The organism is Pseudonocardia oceanicola (assembly GCF_047200735.1).
In the GTDB taxonomy this organism is placed as follows: Bacteria; Actinomycetota; Actinomycetes; order Mycobacteriales; family Pseudonocardiaceae; genus Pseudonocardia.
Genome location: NZ_JBJZON010000001.1, coordinates 215,646 through 233,670, shown reverse-complemented (window position 1 = coordinate 233,670; position 18,025 = coordinate 215,646). Strand labels below are relative to the sequence as shown.

The 18,025-nt window shown below is 72.5% G+C and carries 18 protein-coding genes and 2 pseudogenes; 9 read left to right on the top strand and 11 right to left on the bottom strand.

Going from position 1 to position 18,025, the window contains the following annotated elements; genetic code table 11:
- Window positions 1–74: 74 nt before the first annotated feature.
- A complete protein-coding gene (locus ACL02T_RS01085) occupies window positions 75–644 on the bottom strand; it encodes an SGNH/GDSL hydrolase family protein (RefSeq protein WP_412828706.1) in 570 nt (189 codons plus the stop codon).
- On the bottom strand, window positions 644–1,849 hold the full coding sequence (locus ACL02T_RS01080) for an NAD(P)/FAD-dependent oxidoreductase (RefSeq protein ID WP_412828705.1): 1,206 nt from the start codon (window positions 1,847–1,849) through the stop codon (window positions 644–646). Before ACL02T_RS01080 ends, ACL02T_RS01085 begins: the two co-directional genes overlap by 1 nt.
- 287 nt (window positions 1,850–2,136) lie before the next feature.
- Here ACL02T_RS01080 and ACL02T_RS01075 point away from each other — a divergent pair, with 287 nt between their 5' ends.
- Window positions 2,137–2,670, top strand: a complete 534-nt coding sequence (locus ACL02T_RS01075; protein WP_412828704.1) for a YiiD C-terminal domain-containing protein — start codon at window positions 2,137–2,139, stop codon at window positions 2,668–2,670.
- A 119-nt stretch (window positions 2,671–2,789) separates the two neighbouring features.
- On the opposite strand, the gene ACL02T_RS01070 is transcribed toward ACL02T_RS01075, so the two are convergent.
- The 3 genes from ACL02T_RS01070 to ACL02T_RS01060 all read right to left on the bottom strand — a co-directional run bounded on the left by ACL02T_RS01070 (window position 2,790) and on the right by ACL02T_RS01060 (window position 6,444).
- A complete protein-coding gene (locus ACL02T_RS01070) occupies window positions 2,790–4,427 on the bottom strand; it encodes an AMP-dependent synthetase/ligase (protein WP_412828703.1) in 1,638 nt (545 codons plus the stop codon).
- 130 nt (window positions 4,428–4,557) lie between these two features.
- On the bottom strand, window positions 4,558–5,415 hold the full coding sequence (locus ACL02T_RS01065) for an MBL fold metallo-hydrolase (protein WP_412828702.1): 858 nt from the start codon (window positions 5,413–5,415) through the stop codon (window positions 4,558–4,560).
- 114 nt (window positions 5,416–5,529) lie between these two features.
- Window positions 5,530–6,444: a LysR family transcriptional regulator gene (locus ACL02T_RS01060; protein ID WP_412828701.1), complete on the bottom strand. Its 915-nt coding sequence runs from the start codon at window positions 6,442–6,444 to the stop codon at window positions 5,530–5,532.
- Between the two features lie 223 nt (window positions 6,445–6,667).
- Here ACL02T_RS01060 and ACL02T_RS01055 point away from each other — a divergent pair, with 223 nt between their 5' ends.
- The 6 genes from ACL02T_RS01055 (at window position 6,668) to ACL02T_RS01030 (ending at window position 12,806) form a co-directional block, all read left to right on the top strand.
- Window positions 6,668–7,540, top strand: coding sequence for a PDR/VanB family oxidoreductase (locus ACL02T_RS01055; protein ID WP_412828700.1), 873 nt, complete (start codon window positions 6,668–6,670; stop codon window positions 7,538–7,540).
- A 160-nt stretch (window positions 7,541–7,700) separates the two neighbouring features.
- The gene (locus ACL02T_RS01050; protein ID WP_412828699.1) at window positions 7,701–8,804 is read left to right on the top strand and encodes an ABC transporter ATP-binding protein; all 1,104 of its coding nucleotides are present in this window, start codon (window positions 7,701–7,703) and stop codon (window positions 8,802–8,804) included.
- Window positions 8,805–8,820: 16 nt separating this feature from the next.
- The gene (locus ACL02T_RS01045; RefSeq protein ID WP_412828698.1) at window positions 8,821–10,200 is read left to right on the top strand and encodes an ABC transporter substrate-binding protein; all 1,380 of its coding nucleotides are present in this window, start codon (window positions 8,821–8,823) and stop codon (window positions 10,198–10,200) included.
- Window positions 10,197–10,985: a metallophosphoesterase gene (locus tag ACL02T_RS01040; protein WP_412828697.1), complete on the top strand. Its 789-nt coding sequence runs from the start codon at window positions 10,197–10,199 to the stop codon at window positions 10,983–10,985. Before ACL02T_RS01045 ends, ACL02T_RS01040 begins: the two co-directional genes overlap by 4 nt.
- Window positions 10,982–11,926, top strand: a complete 945-nt coding sequence (locus ACL02T_RS01035; protein WP_412828696.1) for a carbohydrate ABC transporter permease — start codon at window positions 10,982–10,984, stop codon at window positions 11,924–11,926. Before ACL02T_RS01040 ends, ACL02T_RS01035 begins: the two co-directional genes overlap by 4 nt.
- A gap of 10 nt (window positions 11,927–11,936) precedes the next feature.
- On the top strand, window positions 11,937–12,806 hold the full coding sequence (locus ACL02T_RS01030) for a carbohydrate ABC transporter permease (protein ID WP_412828695.1): 870 nt from the start codon (window positions 11,937–11,939) through the stop codon (window positions 12,804–12,806).
- Between the two features lie 185 nt (window positions 12,807–12,991).
- On the opposite strand, the gene ACL02T_RS01025 is transcribed toward ACL02T_RS01030, so the two are convergent.
- On the bottom strand, window positions 12,992–13,282 hold the full coding sequence (locus ACL02T_RS01025) for an SDR family oxidoreductase (RefSeq protein WP_412829312.1): 291 nt from the start codon (window positions 13,280–13,282) through the stop codon (window positions 12,992–12,994).
- Window positions 13,283–13,305: 23 nt separating this feature from the next.
- A pseudogene (locus ACL02T_RS01020) lies at window positions 13,306–13,470 on the bottom strand (SDR family NAD(P)-dependent oxidoreductase); the annotation flags it as partial.
- 198 nt (window positions 13,471–13,668) lie between these two features.
- On the opposite strand from ACL02T_RS01020, the gene ACL02T_RS01015 reads away from it, so the two are divergent.
- Window positions 13,669–14,430, top strand: a complete 762-nt coding sequence (locus tag ACL02T_RS01015) for an SDR family NAD(P)-dependent oxidoreductase (RefSeq protein WP_412828694.1) — start codon at window positions 13,669–13,671, stop codon at window positions 14,428–14,430.
- On the top strand, window positions 14,427–15,161 hold the full coding sequence (locus tag ACL02T_RS01010) for an SDR family NAD(P)-dependent oxidoreductase (RefSeq protein ID WP_412828693.1): 735 nt from the start codon (window positions 14,427–14,429) through the stop codon (window positions 15,159–15,161). The genes ACL02T_RS01015 and ACL02T_RS01010 overlap by 4 nt, the downstream gene beginning before the upstream one ends.
- Window positions 15,162–15,203: 42 nt before the next feature.
- Here ACL02T_RS01010 and ACL02T_RS01005 read toward each other — a convergent pair whose 3' ends face one another.
- The 4 genes and pseudogenes from ACL02T_RS01005 to ACL02T_RS00990 form a co-directional block, all read right to left on the bottom strand.
- Window positions 15,204–15,701: a hypothetical protein gene (locus tag ACL02T_RS01005; RefSeq protein ID WP_412828692.1), complete on the bottom strand. Its 498-nt coding sequence runs from the start codon at window positions 15,699–15,701 to the stop codon at window positions 15,204–15,206.
- Window positions 15,625–15,898 (bottom strand): annotated as a pseudogene (locus tag ACL02T_RS35125) (3,4-dihydroxy-2-butanone-4-phosphate synthase); the annotation flags it as partial. The gene ACL02T_RS01005 and the pseudogene ACL02T_RS35125, both read right to left, overlap by 77 nt.
- 49 nt (window positions 15,899–15,947) lie before the next feature.
- On the bottom strand, window positions 15,948–16,832 hold the full coding sequence (locus tag ACL02T_RS00995) for an SDR family NAD(P)-dependent oxidoreductase (RefSeq protein WP_412828691.1): 885 nt from the start codon (window positions 16,830–16,832) through the stop codon (window positions 15,948–15,950).
- A gap of 10 nt (window positions 16,833–16,842) precedes the next feature.
- On the bottom strand, window positions 16,843–18,024 hold the full coding sequence (locus tag ACL02T_RS00990) for an acyl-CoA dehydrogenase family protein (protein WP_412828690.1): 1,182 nt from the start codon (window positions 18,022–18,024) through the stop codon (window positions 16,843–16,845).
- Between the last annotated feature and the right edge of the window lies 1 nt (window position 18,025).

Here is an 18,025-nt window from a genome sequence, read left to right as displayed (position 1 = left end):
GTCCTCTTTTCAGCGTCATTTCGGCAACCCACGGGGACGATTCGCGCGGGCGAATCGGGAATGCCCGGAAGAATTCAGGAGAGCAAGGTGGCGAATTCGTCGGCGATCGTGCGGTGGCCGAGCGAGGAGGGGTGGATGCCGTCGGGGTACCACATGTCGGGGTCCGCGCAGAGCGCCGCGGTGGACAGCTCGTAGCGGACCACGCCCCGCTCGGCGCAGAGCGCGGCGAGGAAGGTGTTGGCCTCGGCGAAGCGGGCCCGCAGCGCGGTGCGGTGTTCCTCCGGGACCCCGGGGAGCTTGCCGGGGATGTCCGGGTAGTCGTGGGTGAACAGGCGCCGCCCGGGGGCCACGACCGCGTCGAAGATCGTCGTGAGGTTGCGCCGGAAGCCGTCGTGGTCGTAGGCGCGGACCAGGTCGTTGCCGCCGACGGCCACGCCCAGCAGCGGGGTCTCGACGTCGGCGATCTTGTCCAGCTGCTGGTCGACGACGTCCTGCGTGGTCGCGCCGTACGCGCCGAGGTTGAGCACCTCGCGCAGGCCCAGCCGGTGCGCCACCCGCGGGACCCAGCCGACGAACCCGCCGGACCCGTCGGGGTCTCCGCGTCCCTCGGCGAAGCTGTCCCCGATCACCACGAGGTCGTACATCAGGCTGCCGCCATGATCGAGCCGATGTTGGCGGGGGCGAAGAACTCCTCGCCGCTGATCCCGCCGCCGACCATGGACAGGAACTGGCGAGTGGCGGGCTCGTTGCCGCTCACGGCGCGGAACAGGCCCTGCAGCTCCGGCGACAGGTCCAGGTCGGAGATCATCGTGGTGAAGCGGTAGGCGCCCTGGGTCTCCGCGTCGCGGACCTTCGTGTACTCGGCGAGCGCGTCGCCCATCGGGCGCCCGGCGAGCCCCTCGGCGATCCGGTCGGCCAGCAGTTCGGCGTGGGTGAAGGCGTCGGAGATGCCCTTCCCGGTGAAGGGGTCCTTGTGGTAGCCGGCGTCCCCGACCAGCGCCCAGCCCGGACCCGCGGAGACGCGGTAGTAGTTGTCCGGGTAGCGGATGCCGGTGAAGCGCTCGGCCTGCTCGCCCGCGCGGACCTGCTCGGCGAGGTCCGGCACGACCTGCTCGATCACCTCGTGGAAGTTCTTCTCGACGTCCCGGCGGAACTCCGCGTACCGGTCCCGCGTGCGCATCACAGCGACGAGGGTGCGGCCGTCGTTGGTCGGCCACAGCCCCACCTGCTGCTGGTTCAGCCCGATGCGGCTGTGGAAGCCGGTGTCCGGCACGCCGTCCCAGTAGCTGTAGTAGATGAAGCAGGCCGGCTCGACGACGTCGTAGGCACCTGCCCCGACCGCCTCGGCGACCCGGGACCGGGCGCCGTCGGCACCGACGACGACCCGGGCGCGCTCCTCGACCAGCTCACCGTCCGCGGTCTGCAGGCGGACGCCGCGCACCACGCCGTCCTCGACGACCAGGTCCCGCAGCGTGACGCCGAGGCGGATCTCGGCGCCCGCGGCCTCGGCGGCGCGCAGCAGGACCGGGTCGAGCGCGGTGCGCCGCGGGGCCAGCGTCGCGGTGATGCCGTCGATCGGGTCGGCGAACCCGGCGATCACGGCGTCGTCGTAGGAGATCGTCATGCGGGTGATCGGGGTGGCGCCGGTGGCGAGCACCTCGTCGAGCAGCCCCCAGGCCTGCAGCCGGGCCAGCCCGTACTGCTGCAGGTAGTGGGTGGAGACCGTGTCGGCAGGCAGCGCGGTGCGGTCGACGACCAGCACGCGGTGCCCGCGCCGGGCCAGCAGCATCGCGACGGGCGAGCCGGCGCAGCGCGCGCCGACCACGATCGCGTCGTAGGGCTCGTTCATGACTTCTCGTCAGCTCCCCGAAGGTGACGGCCGATCCGGCTGGAGATGGGTCACCGTCGCCGTCGACGGGGCAGGAACGGCACAGGGCTCGCAAGCGGTACGGGAAAAATGTCTACGGCCGCGCGGAATGGAAGTCAACGGCGTCCGGCGCACGATGGGGTCGAGCTATCGGGTCATGCACCACCCCGATCACCTGCACATTTCGCCGTGTCGATCCCGCGTATTCGTCGTCATTCTGGAGACCGCTGTTCACCTGTTGGCCACGCGATCCGGCGGTAATGGTCGGCATGGCTACCCAGACATCAGCGCAGTCCAATCCGCTGGCCGCCGTCGTCGCGGGCCTCGCCGCCACGGGCGGCGCCGTCGATCTCGAGCAGCTCCGCCGGACCGTCGACACGATGGTCCCCTTCTGCAACCACGTCGGCGTCCGCGTCACCGAGCTGGCGCCGGACCACGGGCAGGCCGAGTTGCCCGTCCGCCCCGAGCTTCAGAACCACTTCGGCACCGTGCACGCCGGCGCCCTGTTCCTCGCCGCCGAGGTGGCCGGGGCGGCGGCATTCGCCGGCGCCATGGCGCCGCGCATCACGCAGCTGCAGGGGTTCGTGCTCCGCTCGTCCAGGATCGCGTTCCTCAAGCCCGCGAACGGCCGCGTCCGGGCGCGCGCCACGCTCGAGCAGAAGGCGATCGACGCGGTGCTGATGGGTAGCCACGCCGGACGCTTCGAGCTCGCGGGCCTCGCTCTCCTCCACGACGACGCGGACGTGCTGCTCGGGCGCGTCGAGCTCGACTACGTGGCCTGGATGGGCGCCGCGTCCTCCTGACCTGATGCAGGAACGGCACTCTCGTGCAGACCTGCCGCACGGGGGTGCCGTTCGTGCGCATCGGCCCGGACGAACGAGGGGCACCCTCGCTCAGCTGGTGTGAGCGAGAGAGCGCTCGTTCAGGTGTAGAGGGCGGCGATGTCCGCGGTGTAGCGCTCGGCGATCGCGGTTCGGCGCAGCTTGAGGCTGGGGGTGAGGGTGCCGCCGGCGACGGACAGCGCCCCGTCCACGATCCGCCAGCGACGGATCGACTCGGCCCGGCTGACCAGCGTGTTGGCGTCGTTCACCGCGGCCTCGACGGCGGCGTCGTCCAGGGTCGCCCCCGGCTCCGGGAAGACCAGGGCGGTCACGTACGACCGACCCTCCCCGATCACGACCGCGTGCGCGACCCCGGTGTGCAGCCGGATCCGGTCCTCCAGGGGCTCGGGCGCGACGTTCTTGCCGCCGCTGGTCACGATGATCTCCTTGCGCCGCCCGGTGATCGCCAGGAACCCGTCACGGTCGACCTCGCCGAGGTCACCGGTGTGCAACCACGTCTCGGGCTCCCCGGCGAGCGGCCAGTACCCGGGCGAGACCTGCTCGCCGCGGACCAGGATCTCCCCGTCGTCGGCGATCAGCACCTCGCACCCGGGCAGGGGTCGGCCGACCCGGCCGGGCCTGACCGCGGACGGCGAGCTCATGCTGACGACGGTGGTCGACTCCGTGAGGCCGTAGGCGCCCAGCACCTGCACGCCCAACGCCGCCGTGAACGCGGCGGTGGTCGGGTCGAGCGGGGCCCCGCCGCAGATCACGTGGTCGAGCCTGCCGCCGAGGGCGGCCCGGAACATCTCGGCGGCGGGTCCGGACCACGCGGCGCCGGCTGCGACGGCCTCGGCCTCCAGCTCCGGGGTGAGTCCGCCCGCTCGCGCGCCCTTGCGGAGTTTCTCCAGCGCGTACGGCACCAGCACCAGGAAGGACGGCCGGAACCGCGGCAGCTCGGCGGCCAGCTCGGCGGCCGACGCCAGCAGCCCCGTCCGCACGCCGGCCCACAGGCAGCCCAACGCGCTGACCCGGCCGAACACGTGGGACAGCGGCAGGAAGAGCAGCGTGGAGGCATCGTCACGCGCGAACAGCTCGGGCAGGTAGGCCACGACGTTGCCGGCCGCTGCGAACAGGTTCCGATGGGTGAGGACGCACCCCTTGGGCACGCCCGTGGTGCCGCTCGTGTAGACGATCGTGGCGATGTCGTCGGCGCTGATCTCGTCGATCTCCGGCGTGTCCCCGACGGACACCGGCGCGGCCTCTCCGACCGACAGCCGGGCGACGGCCTCGGCGAACGGCTCGCCGCCGGACAGCTCCACCTGTGCCGGGGTCTCGGCGAAGACCCGCGTCGCCCCGGAATCGGCGAGGACGTGCTCGACCTGGATCCGCGACGCGGTGGGGTAGATCGGCACCGTGATCGCGCCCACGGCGAGCACGGCCAGGTCCAGCACGATCCAGTCCGGACTGTTCCCGCCGACGAGGGCGACCCGGTCCCCGCGCCGGACGCCGTCGGTGCGCAGACCACATGCGACGGCCCGGACCCGATCGGCGAGCTCGCGGCCGGTCAGGTCGACCCAGCGGGCCCCGTGGGACGGTCGGGTCGCGCCCGACCCGGCGTGCGGCAGCGCGGCGAGGACCGGGCGCTCACCGGCGGCGTCCAGCCCGTGCAGGATCTCTGCGGCGATCCCGCCACGGTCGCGCAGGCTGACGAGGGACGGATTGAGGACGGCGGTCACGAGGGCCTCCCGGAGGCGGAGCGCGCGGAGCCGACCATCGGCACCACGGCGGAGCGCGCGGAGCCGACCATCGGCACCACGGCGGAGCGCGCGGAGCCGACCATCGGCCACCGCGAGGAAGGCCTGGGCGTCAGCCCCGGGTGGCCGGCGCCGCTGCCGGGCGGGTGTCGACGCGCAGGCCCGGTTCGGCCGTGCGGATCGGGCCCGGGTAGGCCGCGGCCGCGTCGTCGCGGCGGGCCTGCAGCCAGGCGGGGTCGGAGGAGACGAAGTGGGTGAGGACGAGCTCGCCGACGCCACCCTCGGCCGCGGCCGCACCGGCGTCGGCTCCGGAGAGGTGACCGTGCGGGCCCGTGTCGGTCACGGCCAGGGTGGCCTCGGCGAGCAGCAGGTCCACGCCCGCGGCGAGCGGGGCCAGGGCGGATGTGACGCCCGTGTCCCCGGTGTAGGCCAGGGACGAGCGGGCGGTGTCGACCCGGACGCCACAGTTCGCGGCAACGTGCCGCAGCGGGTGCAGCGAGACGCGGGCGTCGGCGATCTCGATCTCGTCGCCCGAGGCGTACTCGACGACGTCGAAGGCCAGGTCGAAGACCCGGTCCAGCAGCGGCATCGTGGTGACCGGGAAGAGCGAGGCGAGCCGGTCGAGCACGGCGCGCCCGCCCTGGGGCACGTACAGCGGGAGCCGCGGGCCGCCCAGGTCGAGGTGCCGCGCGGCGGACACCGGGTCCCCGGCTCGCTCGCCGATCGCTTCCTGGAGTCGGCGGTAGAGCAGCGCCTTGCCCAGGGGCAGGAGGTCGTAGCAGTGATCGGAGTGGAGGTGGCTGATCACGACCCCGTCGAGCACCGGATCCTCGGCGGTCAGAACCGTCGCGACCCCCGGGCCGCAGTCGAGCAGCAGGCGCGTCCGCTCCTCCGTCTCGACCAGGTAGCCGGAGCTGGCCTGTCCCTCGGCCGGCATCCCCGACCGGCATCCGAGCACCGTGAGCCGCACGGGCACCTCCCCTCGCAGGCGACCGGTCGTCGATCACCCGGTTGTCGCCGTCACCGTGGCGGACCGTTCCGAACCGGGGCAAGGAGCGGTTCCCAACCGGGCGATGGGCGCGACCTATCGCCGCTGGTCCGGCCAGGTGAAGGTGAACGGACCCGCGATCCGGATGGCACTGAGCAGGGCGTCGACCAGCGGTGTTCGATCCTCGGCCCGCCACACGACGTGCAGCGCGAGGGTGGGCGACGGGGCGGTGAGCGGTACCGCGACGAGCCCCTGCGCAGGCGCGCGCGCCGCCCTCGAGGCCGACGCGAACCCGATCACCTGGCGGGCCGAGACCAGCACGCCGGTCGCCACCGGGTCGTCGACCTCGGCGGTGACCGTCAGCTTGATGCCCGCCTGGCTGGCGGCGCCGATGATGGCGTCGTGCATCGCCGGACTCTGCTCGCGGCGGAAGAGCAGGCACGGTTGGCGGTCGAGCGTCCGCATCGGCACGGCCTCCCGGCCCGCCCACGGGTGCCGTTCCCCCACCACCGCCACGACCGGGACCGTCATCAGCTCAGTCGACGCCAGGTCCGGGCTGACCGGGCGTCCGTACACGAACCCGACGTCCAACTCCCCGGACAGGACTCCCTCCAGCTGTGGGCCGGTCCGCCGCTCCCACAGCTGCGTCTGCACCCGGGGATGCTCGGCGTTGAGTGCCGCGAGTGTGGCGGGCAGGACGTCCTGCCCGGCCGGGAAGTTGAACCCGATGTTCAGGGTGCCCGCGCGGCCCATCGCGACGGCGTTGGCCGCGGCGACGGCACGTTCGACCTGGTCGAGGAGCTTGCGGGCCTCCTCGCGGAACGCCTCGCCGGCCGGGGTCAGCCGGACCTCGTGGGAGCTGCGCCGCACCAGCTCCACCCCGACGTCGCGCTCGAGTCGCTGCAGCTGTTGCGACAGCGAGGGCTGGGCCAGGTGCAGCCGTTGCGCGGCCCGGCCGAAGTGCAGCTCCTCGGCGATCGCCAGGAAAGAACGCAGGTACCGGAACTCCATGTGCTCCCTCTCCCCGACGGTGCGCCGCGACGGTAGGCCGCGTGCGTCGTCGGGGATCGACGACCAGGGGTTCCCCAGACGAACGATCCGTGACCAGCAGACCCACGACCGGGTGAATCCGCTGCTCACGGGCGATGCCGCCACGCTGTGCCGAACCGATCACACGATCGCCGTTCGCGCTCGCGGACCGCAGCGCGACGTCCGCGCCCTAACGTCCCGGCTCGTGTTGTGTGAGATCACCTCCCGGCGGACGGTCGCCGACGGCGTCGTGGAGCTCGAGCTGTCCGGGCCGGACCTGCCCGACTGGACGCCCGGTTCGCACGTCGACCTCCACCTGGCGCCCGGGCTCGTCCGGCAGTACTCGTTGTGCGGTCCCGGGTTCCGGATCGCCGTGCTGCGCGAGGCGGACGGTCGCGGCGGCTCGGTGTTCGTCCACGACCGGCTCGCCGTGGGCGACCGGGTGGAGGTCGGCGGCCCACGCAACCGTTTCCCGCTGGTCCCGGCGTCGAGCTACGTGTTCGTCGCGGGCGGGATCGGGATCACCCCGATCCTGCCGATGATCGAGGCCACGAAGGCCGCGGGAGCCGACTGGCGGTTGCTCTACGGCGGCCGCTCGCGGGGGTCGATGGCCTACCTCGACCGCCTCTGCGGGGATCCCCGGGTCACCGTGCAGGCGGGCGGTCTGCTCGACCTGCGCGCCGCCGTGGACGGTGTGCCGGGTGCAGAGGTCTACGGCTGTGGCCCGGCCCCGATGCTCGACGCGCTGCTGGAGGTCTGCCCCGCCGCGCACGTCGAGCGGTTCGCCCCGACCGACGTCGACCTCCCGGAGCGGCCGTTCGAGGCGGTGCTGGAGCGCAGCGGCGTGACGGTACCGGTCCCGACCGGGACCAGTCTGCTCGCCGCGGTCGAGGCCGTCGGGGTCGACGTGGTGCAGTCCTGCCGCGAAGGCACCTGCGGCACCTGCGAGACCGTGGTGCTCGCCGGCGAGCCCGAACACCGTGACTCCGTGCTCGACGATGCCGACCGTGCGGCGGGCGACGTGATGATGATCTGTGTCTCCCGGGCCCGCGGACCGCGACTCGTGCTCGACCTCTGAGTATCGATCGACATTCCACGAACGCCGATCGTCGCAGGTCTCGGGCCGTGCGCCGGGTCTGCCGGTGGCTCCCCTCCGTACTCCCGAGACCCGCCGTTCACCTGCGGTCCATTCCACGCTGCTGACATCCGCCTGTCCCGACCACCCCGAAGGAGCCACCGTGAGCCGCATCCAGATCGAGGGCTTGACCCGCCGTTTCGGGGACGTGACCGCGGTCGACGGCATCTCGCTCGACGTGGCCGACGGCGAGTTCCTCGTCCTGCTGGGCCCGTCCGGCTGCGGCAAGTCGACCCTGCTGCGGATGATCGCCGGGCTGACCCCGCCGACCGGCGGGCGGATCCTGCTCGACGGCCGCGACATCACGGCCGCCGAGCCGCGCGAGCGGGACCTGGCCATGGTCTTCCAGAGCTACGCGCTCTACCCGCACCTGACCGTGGCGAAGAACATCGGCTTCCCGCTGCGCACGCGGCGGCGTAGGGACATCGACGCGAAGGTCGCCGAGGTCGCCTCGGTGCTCGGCCTCGAGCGGCTGCTGGACCGGCGGCCACGGGCGCTCTCCGGCGGGCAGCGCCAGCGGGTGGCGCTCGGCCGGGCCCTGGTCCGCGACCCCGGCGCCTTCCTGCTCGACGAGCCGCTGTCCAACCTCGACGCCACCCTGCGCACGGCCACCCGGGCCGAGCTGACCGACCTGCACCGCCGGCTGCGCTCCACGTTCGTCTACGTCACCCACGACCAGGTCGAGGCGATGACGATGGCCACTCGGGTCGCTGTGCTGAACGGTGGCCGGCTGGAGCAGGTCGGGACACCCGAGGAGGTCTACGACTCCCCCGCCTCGACCTTCGTCGCCGGGTTCATCGGCGCTCCGGCCATCGGCCTGCTACCCGCCGAGCTGCGCGGCGCGGACGGGGAGCTGCGGGCCATCGGAGACGGTGTCGACGTTCCGCTCGGTCCCGGCGACGACGCCTCGGGCCGCGATGTGCTCCTCGGCGTTCGCCCCGAGCACTTTCGGATCGGACCGATCGCCCGCGGCCCGGAGTGGCGCGGCGCCGTCCGGCTCGTCGAGAACCTCGGCGGTGAGGAGGTCGCCCACGTGACCGTGGGCAGCGGGCGGATCGCCCTGCGCGGCCCGCGCCCACTCGGCCTCGTCGTCGGGGACGCCGTCGTGCTGACCTGCGATCCCGACCGGGTCCATCTGTTCTGCGCCACCAGCGGTCGCCGGCTGGTGCGCACCCCTGATCCCGTCCGCGCCACCGTCGCGGTCTGAAACCCGAGGAGAAACCGTGCGTCCCATCCGTCTCGCCGCGCGTATCGGCACGGCCGTGCTCGCCGCGTCGGCGCTGCTCGCCGGCTGCGGTGTCGGTGGTTCCGCCGACACCGCGTCGGGCACCGTCGAACGCGTGCCCGAGCTGGCCCCCGACCAGCAGGTGTCGATCACCTTCGAGTCCTACAACTTCGGCCAGGCCGGCCCCTGGACGGACACGTTCACCGGGCTGCTCGACGCCTTCCACGCCGAGCACCCGAACATCGCCGTCACCGCGCAGAAGCCGCAGGGCACCAGCCCGAACCCGGCCGCCGACACGATCTCGAGCGTGCAGACCCAGGCCGCCACCGGCAACGCGCCGGACGTCGTCCAGATCGGCTTCTCCGACATGGGCTTCGTCATCGACCAGCTCGGCGCCAAGTCGCTCGACGACCTGGTCGGGCCCGAGACCGTCGACCGGAACTTCGGCGGCGCGAACCCCTACGCCCCGGCGGCGGCGTCGCTGGGGGACCTGGACGGCACGACCTACGGCGTGCCGTTCGTGCTGTCCACGCCGGTGCTCTTCTACAACGCCTCGCTGTTCACCGCGGCCGGGCTCGACCCGGCGAACCCGCCCGCGACCTGGGCCGAGGTCGCGGACGCAGCCACCCGGATCAAGGCCGCCACCGGTAAGGAGGGGGCGTACGCGGACTGCGTGACCACCCAGGCCAAGGACTGGTGCCTGCAGAGCATCATCCGATCGAACGGCGGCCGCGTGCTCTCCGAGGACCGCACCACGCTGCAGTACGCCGAGCCGCAGGCCGTCCAGGCCGTCTCGGTGCTCGCGGACATGGTGAAGTCCGGGGCCAGTCCGAAGTTCAGCCAGCAGCAGGCCGTGGAGGCGTTCGCCCGCGGTGACCTGGGCATGATCCTCGAGTCGTCGGCGCTGCAGGGCACCTTCGGCAAGGGCGCGAAGGGAGCGGGTTGGGAGCTCCGCGGCGCCGCGACCCCATCCTTCGGCGACACCCCGTCCGTCCCGACGAACTCCGGTGCCGCGCTCTACATCCTCTCGGACGACCCGGCCGAGCAGCGCGCGGCGTGGGAGCTCATCACCTTCCTGACCAGCGACCAGGCCTACACCGACATCGCGAAGAACATCGGCTACCTGCCGCTGCGCACCGGGCTGATGGACTCGACACTGAAGGACTGGGCCGCCGCCAACCCGACCACCGGGATCAACATCGAGCAGCTCGACCGGATGGAGCCCTGGGTGTCCTTCCCCGGCACCGACTACCTGCAGATCCGTGACGGGATGATGGACGCCGTCGAGAAGGTCGTGCTGCAGGGCGCCGACCCGCAGGCGACGCTGGCCGAGGCCCAGCAGCGGGGGCAGGCGCTCGTGCCCACGGGGACCAAGTGACGGACGCACACAGAAGCTGGTTCGCCGTCGTCTCCGACACCCATCTGACCGCCGACCCGGCCTCCGCCGCGACCCTGCGCCACGCCCTGGCGCGCCTCGCGGCGGGGGACCGCCCGGCCGCGCTGGTGCTGCCCGGCGACCTCGCCGCCGACGGCGCGCCAGAGGCCTACGCGGCGCTCCGCCGCCTGCTGGACCCGGTCGACGTGCCGGTGGTGCCGGTGATGGGCAATCACGACGAGCTCGACGCGTTCACCGCGGCGTTCGGCGCGCCCGATCGCGTCGTGCGGGCCGGTGGGACACGGGTCGTGGCGCTGGACAGCACGATCCCGGGGCACCACCACGGCGGCCTCGAACCGGACCAGCTGGAGTGGCTGGCCGCCGAACTGGCCACTCCGGCGCCCGAGGGCACGGTGCTGGTCCTGCACCATCCGCCGCTGCCCTCGCCGGTGCCGTCGGTCGAGCTGTTGCGGCTGCGGGAGCCCGAGAAGCTCGCCGAGGTCCTGGCGGGCTCGGACGTGCGGATGATCGTCTGCGGACACGCCCACCACGCGGGGGCGGGGGTGCTCGCCGGCATCCCCGTGTGGACCGCCCCCGCGCTGATCTACCAGGTCGACGTCCTCCCGCCCGCCGGGCGGCTGCGGGGGGTCGCGGGCGCCGCGATCAGCCGGATCGACCTGCTCGAGGGCACCGCGGTCGCCACCGCGGTGCCGCTCGACGGCGAGCCCGTCTACGACGTCGACGCCGCCGAGCGGGTGGCGTGGATGCGCGAACGGATCCCGGGATGACCGCCTTCGTCGAGGTCGCGGCGCCGGTGCGGGAGACCGCACCGGCCGTCGTGCCGGTCCCGCTCGCCCGTCGGATCGCCCGGGCCGCACCGCCCTATCTCTTCCTCGCCCCCGGGCTGGCGCTGCTCGTTGTGTGGGTCTACCGGCCACTCGCCGGCACCGCGCAGCTGTCCTTCTTCTCCTGGAACCTGCTGCCCACGAGCCCGGCGGAGTTCGTCGGGTTCGCCAACTACGAGCGTCTGTTCGCCCTGCCGGACTTCCCGGCCGCGCTGGGGCGCACGGCGGTGCTGATCCTGGGGTTGCTGCCGTTCACGCTCGTGGTTCCGACGCTCGTCGGCCTGGTGGCGCGCCGGATCCGCGGCCGGGCGTCGACGCTCTACCAGGCCCTGGTGTTCGCGCCGATGCTCGTGGCACCGGTCGCGGGGGCCGCGGTGTGGCAGTGGATGCTGGACCCCCTCGGTGGCCTGGTCAACCGGCTCCTCGGCACGAGCACCAACTGGCTCCAGGAACCGGGCACGGCGCAGCTGGCGATCATCGTCGTCACCGGGTGGCACGTGCTGGGGTTCGCGACGCTCGTCGTGGCGGCCGGGCTCGCGGGCATCGACTCGGAGTACTCGGCCGCGGCGTCGCTCGACGGGGCCACCCGCTGGCAGACGACCCGCTGGATCACCCTGCCGCTGCTGTCCCCCACTCTCTCGTTCCTGCTGCTCATGACCCTGCTGCTGGCCGCGCAGTGGAGCTTCCCCCTGGTCAACACGCTCACCGACGGCGGCCCGTCCGACGCCACCACGAACGTCTACTACCTGCTCTGGGACTACGCGTTCGGGTCGTTCGACGCCGGACTGGGCGCGGCCGCAGGGATGATCTTCTTCCTCGGCTTCGGGGCGATCGCGCTGCTGCTCGTGCGACTCACCGAGCGGCTGTCCTTCCACGACTCGTGAGGTGCGACCGATGACCCTGCTGGAGGTCCCCGCCCCGGTCCATGCCCGGTCGGACGGGGCGAGGATGTACCGCGAGTCCCGGGTCCGGGCGGCCCTCGGGCACCTGGTGCTCGGCCTGCTCGGGCTCGGCTGCATCGTGCCCGTGTACTGGCTGTACGCGACGTCGCTCCGGGCGCCCGAGGACATCTACTCGCTCAACCCGTTCCCCTGGCCGCTGTCCGGCGCGAGCTACGCCGAGGCGTGGGACGCCGTCGACATGCCGCGGCTGCTGCTCAACACCTTCGTGATGGCCCTGATGATCGCGCTCGGCCAGCTGGTCACCGGGCTCTTGGCCGGGTACGCCTTCGCCGCCTGGCGTTTCCGCCTCCAGAACGTGCTCTACCTCGTGTTCGTCGCGACCTGGCTGGTGCCGTTCCAGGTCACCATGCTGCCCAACTACGTGCTGCTCAACCAGCTGGGCACGCTCAACACCGTCGCCGGGGTGATCCTGCCGAACCTGTGCTCCGCGCTCGCGGTGATCATGCTGCGTTCGCACGTCCGCTCGGTGCCCCACGAACTCCTCGAGGCCGCTCGGATGGACGGCCGCAACGCCTGGTCCACCTTGTGGACGGTCGTCGTGCCCAACCTCGGCCCCGCGCTCGCGGCACTCGGCGTGCTGCTGTTCGTCAACGCGTGGAACGAGTACTTCTGGCCCGCCCTGGTCCTGCAGCGCACCAACGCGGTCCTCCAACTGGGCCTGCGCAGCTTCATGGGCACCGAGGGGAACAACTGGGGCCCGTTGATGGCGACCGCCGGCCTGGCGTGCCTCCCCGTTCTCGTGCTGTACCTGGTCCTGCAACGCAGGATCGTCGACGGCTTCGTCCGCTCCGGCCTGAAGTAGCCGGTTTGGAGGGCAACGGACATGCTCACGGGCGTGCCTAACGCGCTGCCCATCCCGTGGATCGCGGCCTGCACCGACTCCTCGGACTCGGCAGAGAACTCCTCCTCGGGCACGAGGTCGGCTCCGCCCCGGCACGCAGTTCCGGGTGGACGTGGGCTCCGCTGCCAAGTAGACCGCCACTAACGTCACGCCCTCCGCAGGAGGTCTGGCGCGACCGGGCGGGTCGAACCCGTCGAAGGGCTCGCCCGCTCCGGCGGCCTGAGTTCCCACCATCCCGGCCGTAGGTTGGGGACTCCGCCGTCCACCCGCAGACAGGTGCCGGTGAGGAAGGCGGCGGCGGGCGAGAGCAGGAAGACGATCGCCGCGGACACCTCCGACTCGGTGCCGAAACGGCCCAGGGGGCCCTCGTTGTCGATCTGCGCCCGCAGGAAGCGCTCGTCCTCGGGATCGCAGGTGTCGACGCCGCTGGTCGCGATCGGCCCGGGGGCTCCTCGTCGCGGATGTCGACGCTGTGTGTGGTCACCGTGCCGCCATCGGCCTCGATCTCCTCGGCGACGGCGGCCAGCTTGGCAGGCGTTCGACCGACGATCGCGACCCGCGCCCCCAGCGCGGCGAGCTCGTGTGCGGTGCACCGCCCGATGCCGCTGCCGCCGCCGGTGACCACGACGGTGCCGCCGGCGAAGAGCTCGGGGGTGAACACGGAGCGGTAGGGCACGAGACGGGGTCCTCTCTGAGTTCCTCGGGATGTCTGGCCGGACCCGATCACAGCGCAGCGCAGGCGGCCTGCCGACGTCGTGGAGCGAACTGGGACAACAATCTCCGAGCCCGCGGCGGCAGGCTCGGAGCAGACGAAGGAGGACGTGTGCGAGTAGCGGGAGCGGTCGCCCTGGTGACCGGAGGAGCGTCGGGACTCGGTCTGGCGACGGCGGAGAGACTGTTGAGTGAGGGCGCGCAGGTCGTCCTGGTCGACCTGCCCACCTCACCCGGGGCGGCCGTTGCGGACAAACTCGGCCCGGACGTGGTGTTCGTCGGGGCGGACGTCCGCGACCCCGGGGCGGTCGAGGCGGCCGTCGAGACCGCCCGGGAGCGCGGACCGCTGCGGGTCGCGGTCAACTGCGCGGGCATCGGAGACCCCGCCCGGACGTTGGGCCGCAAGGGGCCCCTCGGCCTGGGGCGCTTCGCCCGCGTGGTCGAGATCAACCTGATCGGCACATTCAACGTCATCCGGTTGGCCGCGCAGGCGATCGCCGCGGCGGAGGTCGAGGACGGCGAGCGCGGCGTCATCGTGAACACGGCGTCCGTCGCCGCCTACGACGGGCAGATCGGGCAGGCCTCGTACTCGGCGTCCAAGGGCGGGATCGTCGGGATGACGCTGCCCATCGCCCGCGACCTCGCCCGCGACCTCATCCGGGTGGTGACGATCGCGCCCGGCATGTTCGCCACGCCCATCCTGCGCGGCCTCTCCGACGAGGCCCGGGCGTCCCTGGAGTCCCAGGTGCCGCACCCGTCCCGGCTCGGCGAACCGTCCGAGTTCGCGGACCTGGTGGCCCACATCGTCGCCAACCCGATGCTCAACGGCGAGACCATCCGCCTCGACGGGGCGATCCGGATGGCGCCCCGATGAACGCGCGTTCCGCACTGGTCACGGGCGCCTCACGCGGCATCGGTGCGCTCATCGCCCGCAAGTTCGCCGAACAGGGCTGGGACCTCACGCTGTCCGCCCGCTCGACGGGCCCGCTCGAGGAGCTCGCCGGGAAGGTGTCGGCGGGGTACGGGGTGACCGCCCGAGCCGTCACGGCCGACATGGCTGTCGAGGAGGACGTGGTCGCGCTCGCCGACGCCCACTCCGGGGCCGCGGGTCGCATCGACGCCCTGGTGCTCAACGCCGGCATGGGCTCGATCGGGCCGTTCGCGGAGTTCCCGGCCCGCCGGTTCGACAAGCTCTACACCGTCAACGTGCGGTCCGCCTACATGATGACGCAGCGGCTGCTGCCACTGCTGCGCAGCACGGCCGCCGAGGCGGGAACGGCCAAGGTGATCGCGGTGTCGTCGTTGACCGGGATCGCGTCCGAGCCACTCAACTCCGCCTACGGCGCGAGCAAGGCGGCACTGACCTCCCTGTGCGAGACCCTCAATACCGAGGAGTCCCAGCGGGGCGTCCTCGCGACCGCGGTGTGCCCGGGTTACGTCGCGACGGACATGACCGCGCCGCTCGCCGACCAGGTGGCGCCCGACGCGATGATCGACCCCGCGGACGTCGCCGAGGTCGTCGTGGGCCTGACGAGGATCGGCCGATCCGCGGTGATCCCGTCGATCGCCATGACGAGGCCGGGTCCGCACCTCTGGCGCATCTGACCACCGCGGCCCGGCACCGGTCGAAGGCGCCGGGCCGCACGGTCATCCGGCGACCGAGTAGCGCGGGGCGTCGTCGCTGCGCAGTCCGACGGGCTCCAGCGCCGCTCGCAGCCCGGCAGGGGTGGCGACCAACTCCACCGAGCCCACAGCCAGGTCGGTCACGATCGAGGCCGCCACTGCGGCGGCCACGGCGTATCGATCCTCGACGGACCGGCCGTCGCCCAGGAGTCCGCACGCCCGGACATGTTCGGAGGACCGCGCGTAGACGACGATGCCCCGGCCGGCCGCAGCGGCGGTCGCGAGGGCGGCGTCGAGCTCGCTGCCGCATGCGCACGTCGTGGCGCCGAAGACGTCCGAGGCCAGGCACTCCACGTGCACGGCCAGGGGCACGCCGAGCGCCCCCTCGACCTTTCCCGGGACGAGCGCGACGTGCTCGCCGTCGTCGTGCGCTCCGCGGTACCCCGTCGACGGTGACGCGGTAGGCCGTGCCGAACCGGTCCCCGTCGTGGTGGTGCATGGGAGGCAGGTCGAGGCGCTCACACTCGTCGCTCGGCAACGCCACGCAGACGTACCCCGACGTGTGCCGGACGGTGAAGGCCGGCAGCTCGGGCGTCGCCGCCTCGGCCGCGAAGATCAGGTCGCCCCTCGTCCTCGCGGTCCACGTCGTCGGACACCACGACCGGCTCGCCCGCCACGACGGCCCGTCGCACCCGATCCGTGCCCCGCCTCACCGACATCCGGGACTCCTCAGGACGCCGGCGTCACCGGTCAGGTCCTCCTGCTCGATCATCCCGCCGTACACCCGCCGTCGACCACGAGCGTCTGCCCGGTCATGTAGTCCGACGCAGACGACGCCAACATCAGCAGCGCCCCTCGCAGCTCGGCCGGCTCGGCGATGCGTCCCATCGGGACGGTCGCCGACACCCGCGCGAGGAAGTCGCGGTCCTCGTAGACCCCGCCGGACAGCCCGGTACGGACGAAGCCGGGGCAGAGCGCGTTGACCTGGATCCCCTTCGCCGCGTACTGCAGGCCGAGCTCACGGGTGAGGTTCACCACGGCGCCCTTCGCGGCCGAGTAGGCCGGGATCGGCGACACGCGGGCGCCGGTCAGCCCGAACATGGAGGCGACGTTCACGATCTTGCCCGAGCCCTTGTCCACCATGGTCCGCAGCGCGGCCCGGCTGCAGAGGAAGACCCCGTCGAGGTCGACGTCGAGTACCCGGCGCCAGTCCTCGGTGCGGACGCGGTGCAGCGGGACGGACCTGGGGTCCCCGATCCCGGCGTTGTTGACCAGCACGTCGAGCCTGCCCAGGTCACGGGAGACCGCTGCGAACGCCGCCTCCACGGCCGGTTCGTCCGTCACGTCGAGCCCCACGTCGGTCGCGATCATGCCGCGGCTGCGGAGGAACTCGGCCAGGCGCTTGGCGGCGACCGCGTCCATGTCGGCGCAGACCACGGCGGCACCCGCTTCGGCGAGCACAGTGGCGAACACGGCCCCCAGGCCACCGCCGGCGCCGGTCACCACGGCCACCCTGCCGCTCAGGTCGAAGATCGACGGCAGGGCGGTCGTCCCACCGTGGAAGTAGAGCTCCGCGAGGTCGTCGTAGGGATCCGCACCCCACGCAGTGACCTCGTCGAGGTCGGGTGCCGCCTCGTGCTCGCGCCGGGACATCGCCGCTCCCTCAGCTCCTCGGCAGGCCGAGCACACGCTCGCCGATGAAGTTCAGCACGCTCTCGTTGTTGATCGGCGCGATCTGCAGCACGCGGATCATCGGCCAGAGCGTGACGACGTCGGTCTCGTAGACGAAGGCCGAGCCCCCGTGGGTCTGGATGGCGGCGTCGACGGCGTTGAGCGCGGCCCGGCTGCCGAGCAGCTTCGCCATGTTGGCCTTGGCGCCCGCGTCGCGGCCCGAGTCGTACTCAGCGGCCGCCGAGTACATGACCTGACGCGCCGCCTCCATCTCGGCCTTTGCCAGCGCGAGCGGGTGCTGCACCCCCTGGTTGGCGCCGATCGGCTTGCCGAACGGAGCCCGGACCTTGGCGTACTCGACGGCCTTGGCCAGCGCGTACTCCCCCAGCCCGAGCGCCCAGGCGGCGATGGTCACCCGTTCCTGGTTCAGGCAGGACAGGATGTTGTCGAAGCCCAGGCCCTCCTCACCGATGAGTGCCTCGGCAGGCACCTCGACGTCGTCGAAGAACACCTCGAACTGGTATTCCGGGGCGTGCCACTGGATGTCCAGCTTGCGCAGCTCGATGCCGGGCAGGGACATGTCGACGGCGAAGAGCCCGAAACCCGAGCGGCGGCCGACCTTCTCACCGGGCGGAGCCGTGCGGGCGAGCAGCAGGATGTGGTCCGACTCGTCCGCGGCGGAGATGTAGACCTTCTGCCCGTTGATCCGGTAACCGCCGCTCTCGGTGCGTCGCGCCGTGGTGCGGGCGGCGAAGGAGTTCGTGCCGGCCTCGGGCTCGGTCACGCCGAGGCAGAAGCGGCGATGCCCACTGATCGTGGCGAGCACGTGCTCCTTGACCTGGCTCTCGTTGCCGTGGCGGAGGATCGCCTCGCGCGAGAACGTGGTCAGCGAGTACTGCAGCGGCGGGATTCCGGCGCGCGACAGGGACTCCATGACGGCGGTCGTGCCCGTCAAGCCGCCGCCGGCGCCGCCCTGCTCCTCGGGGATGCCGATGGCCAGGAGGTCGGCGGCGACGAGCGCGTCCCAGAGTTCCGGTGCGTGCGTGCCCTCCCGTGAACGCTGCACGTAGAGCTCTCGCGGGCAGGCCGCCACGACTCCGTCGACGGCGGCGTAGACCGACTCCACCAGCTCGCGGTGGTCGGGGTGGATGGTGGGCACGAGTTCGATGGTCACG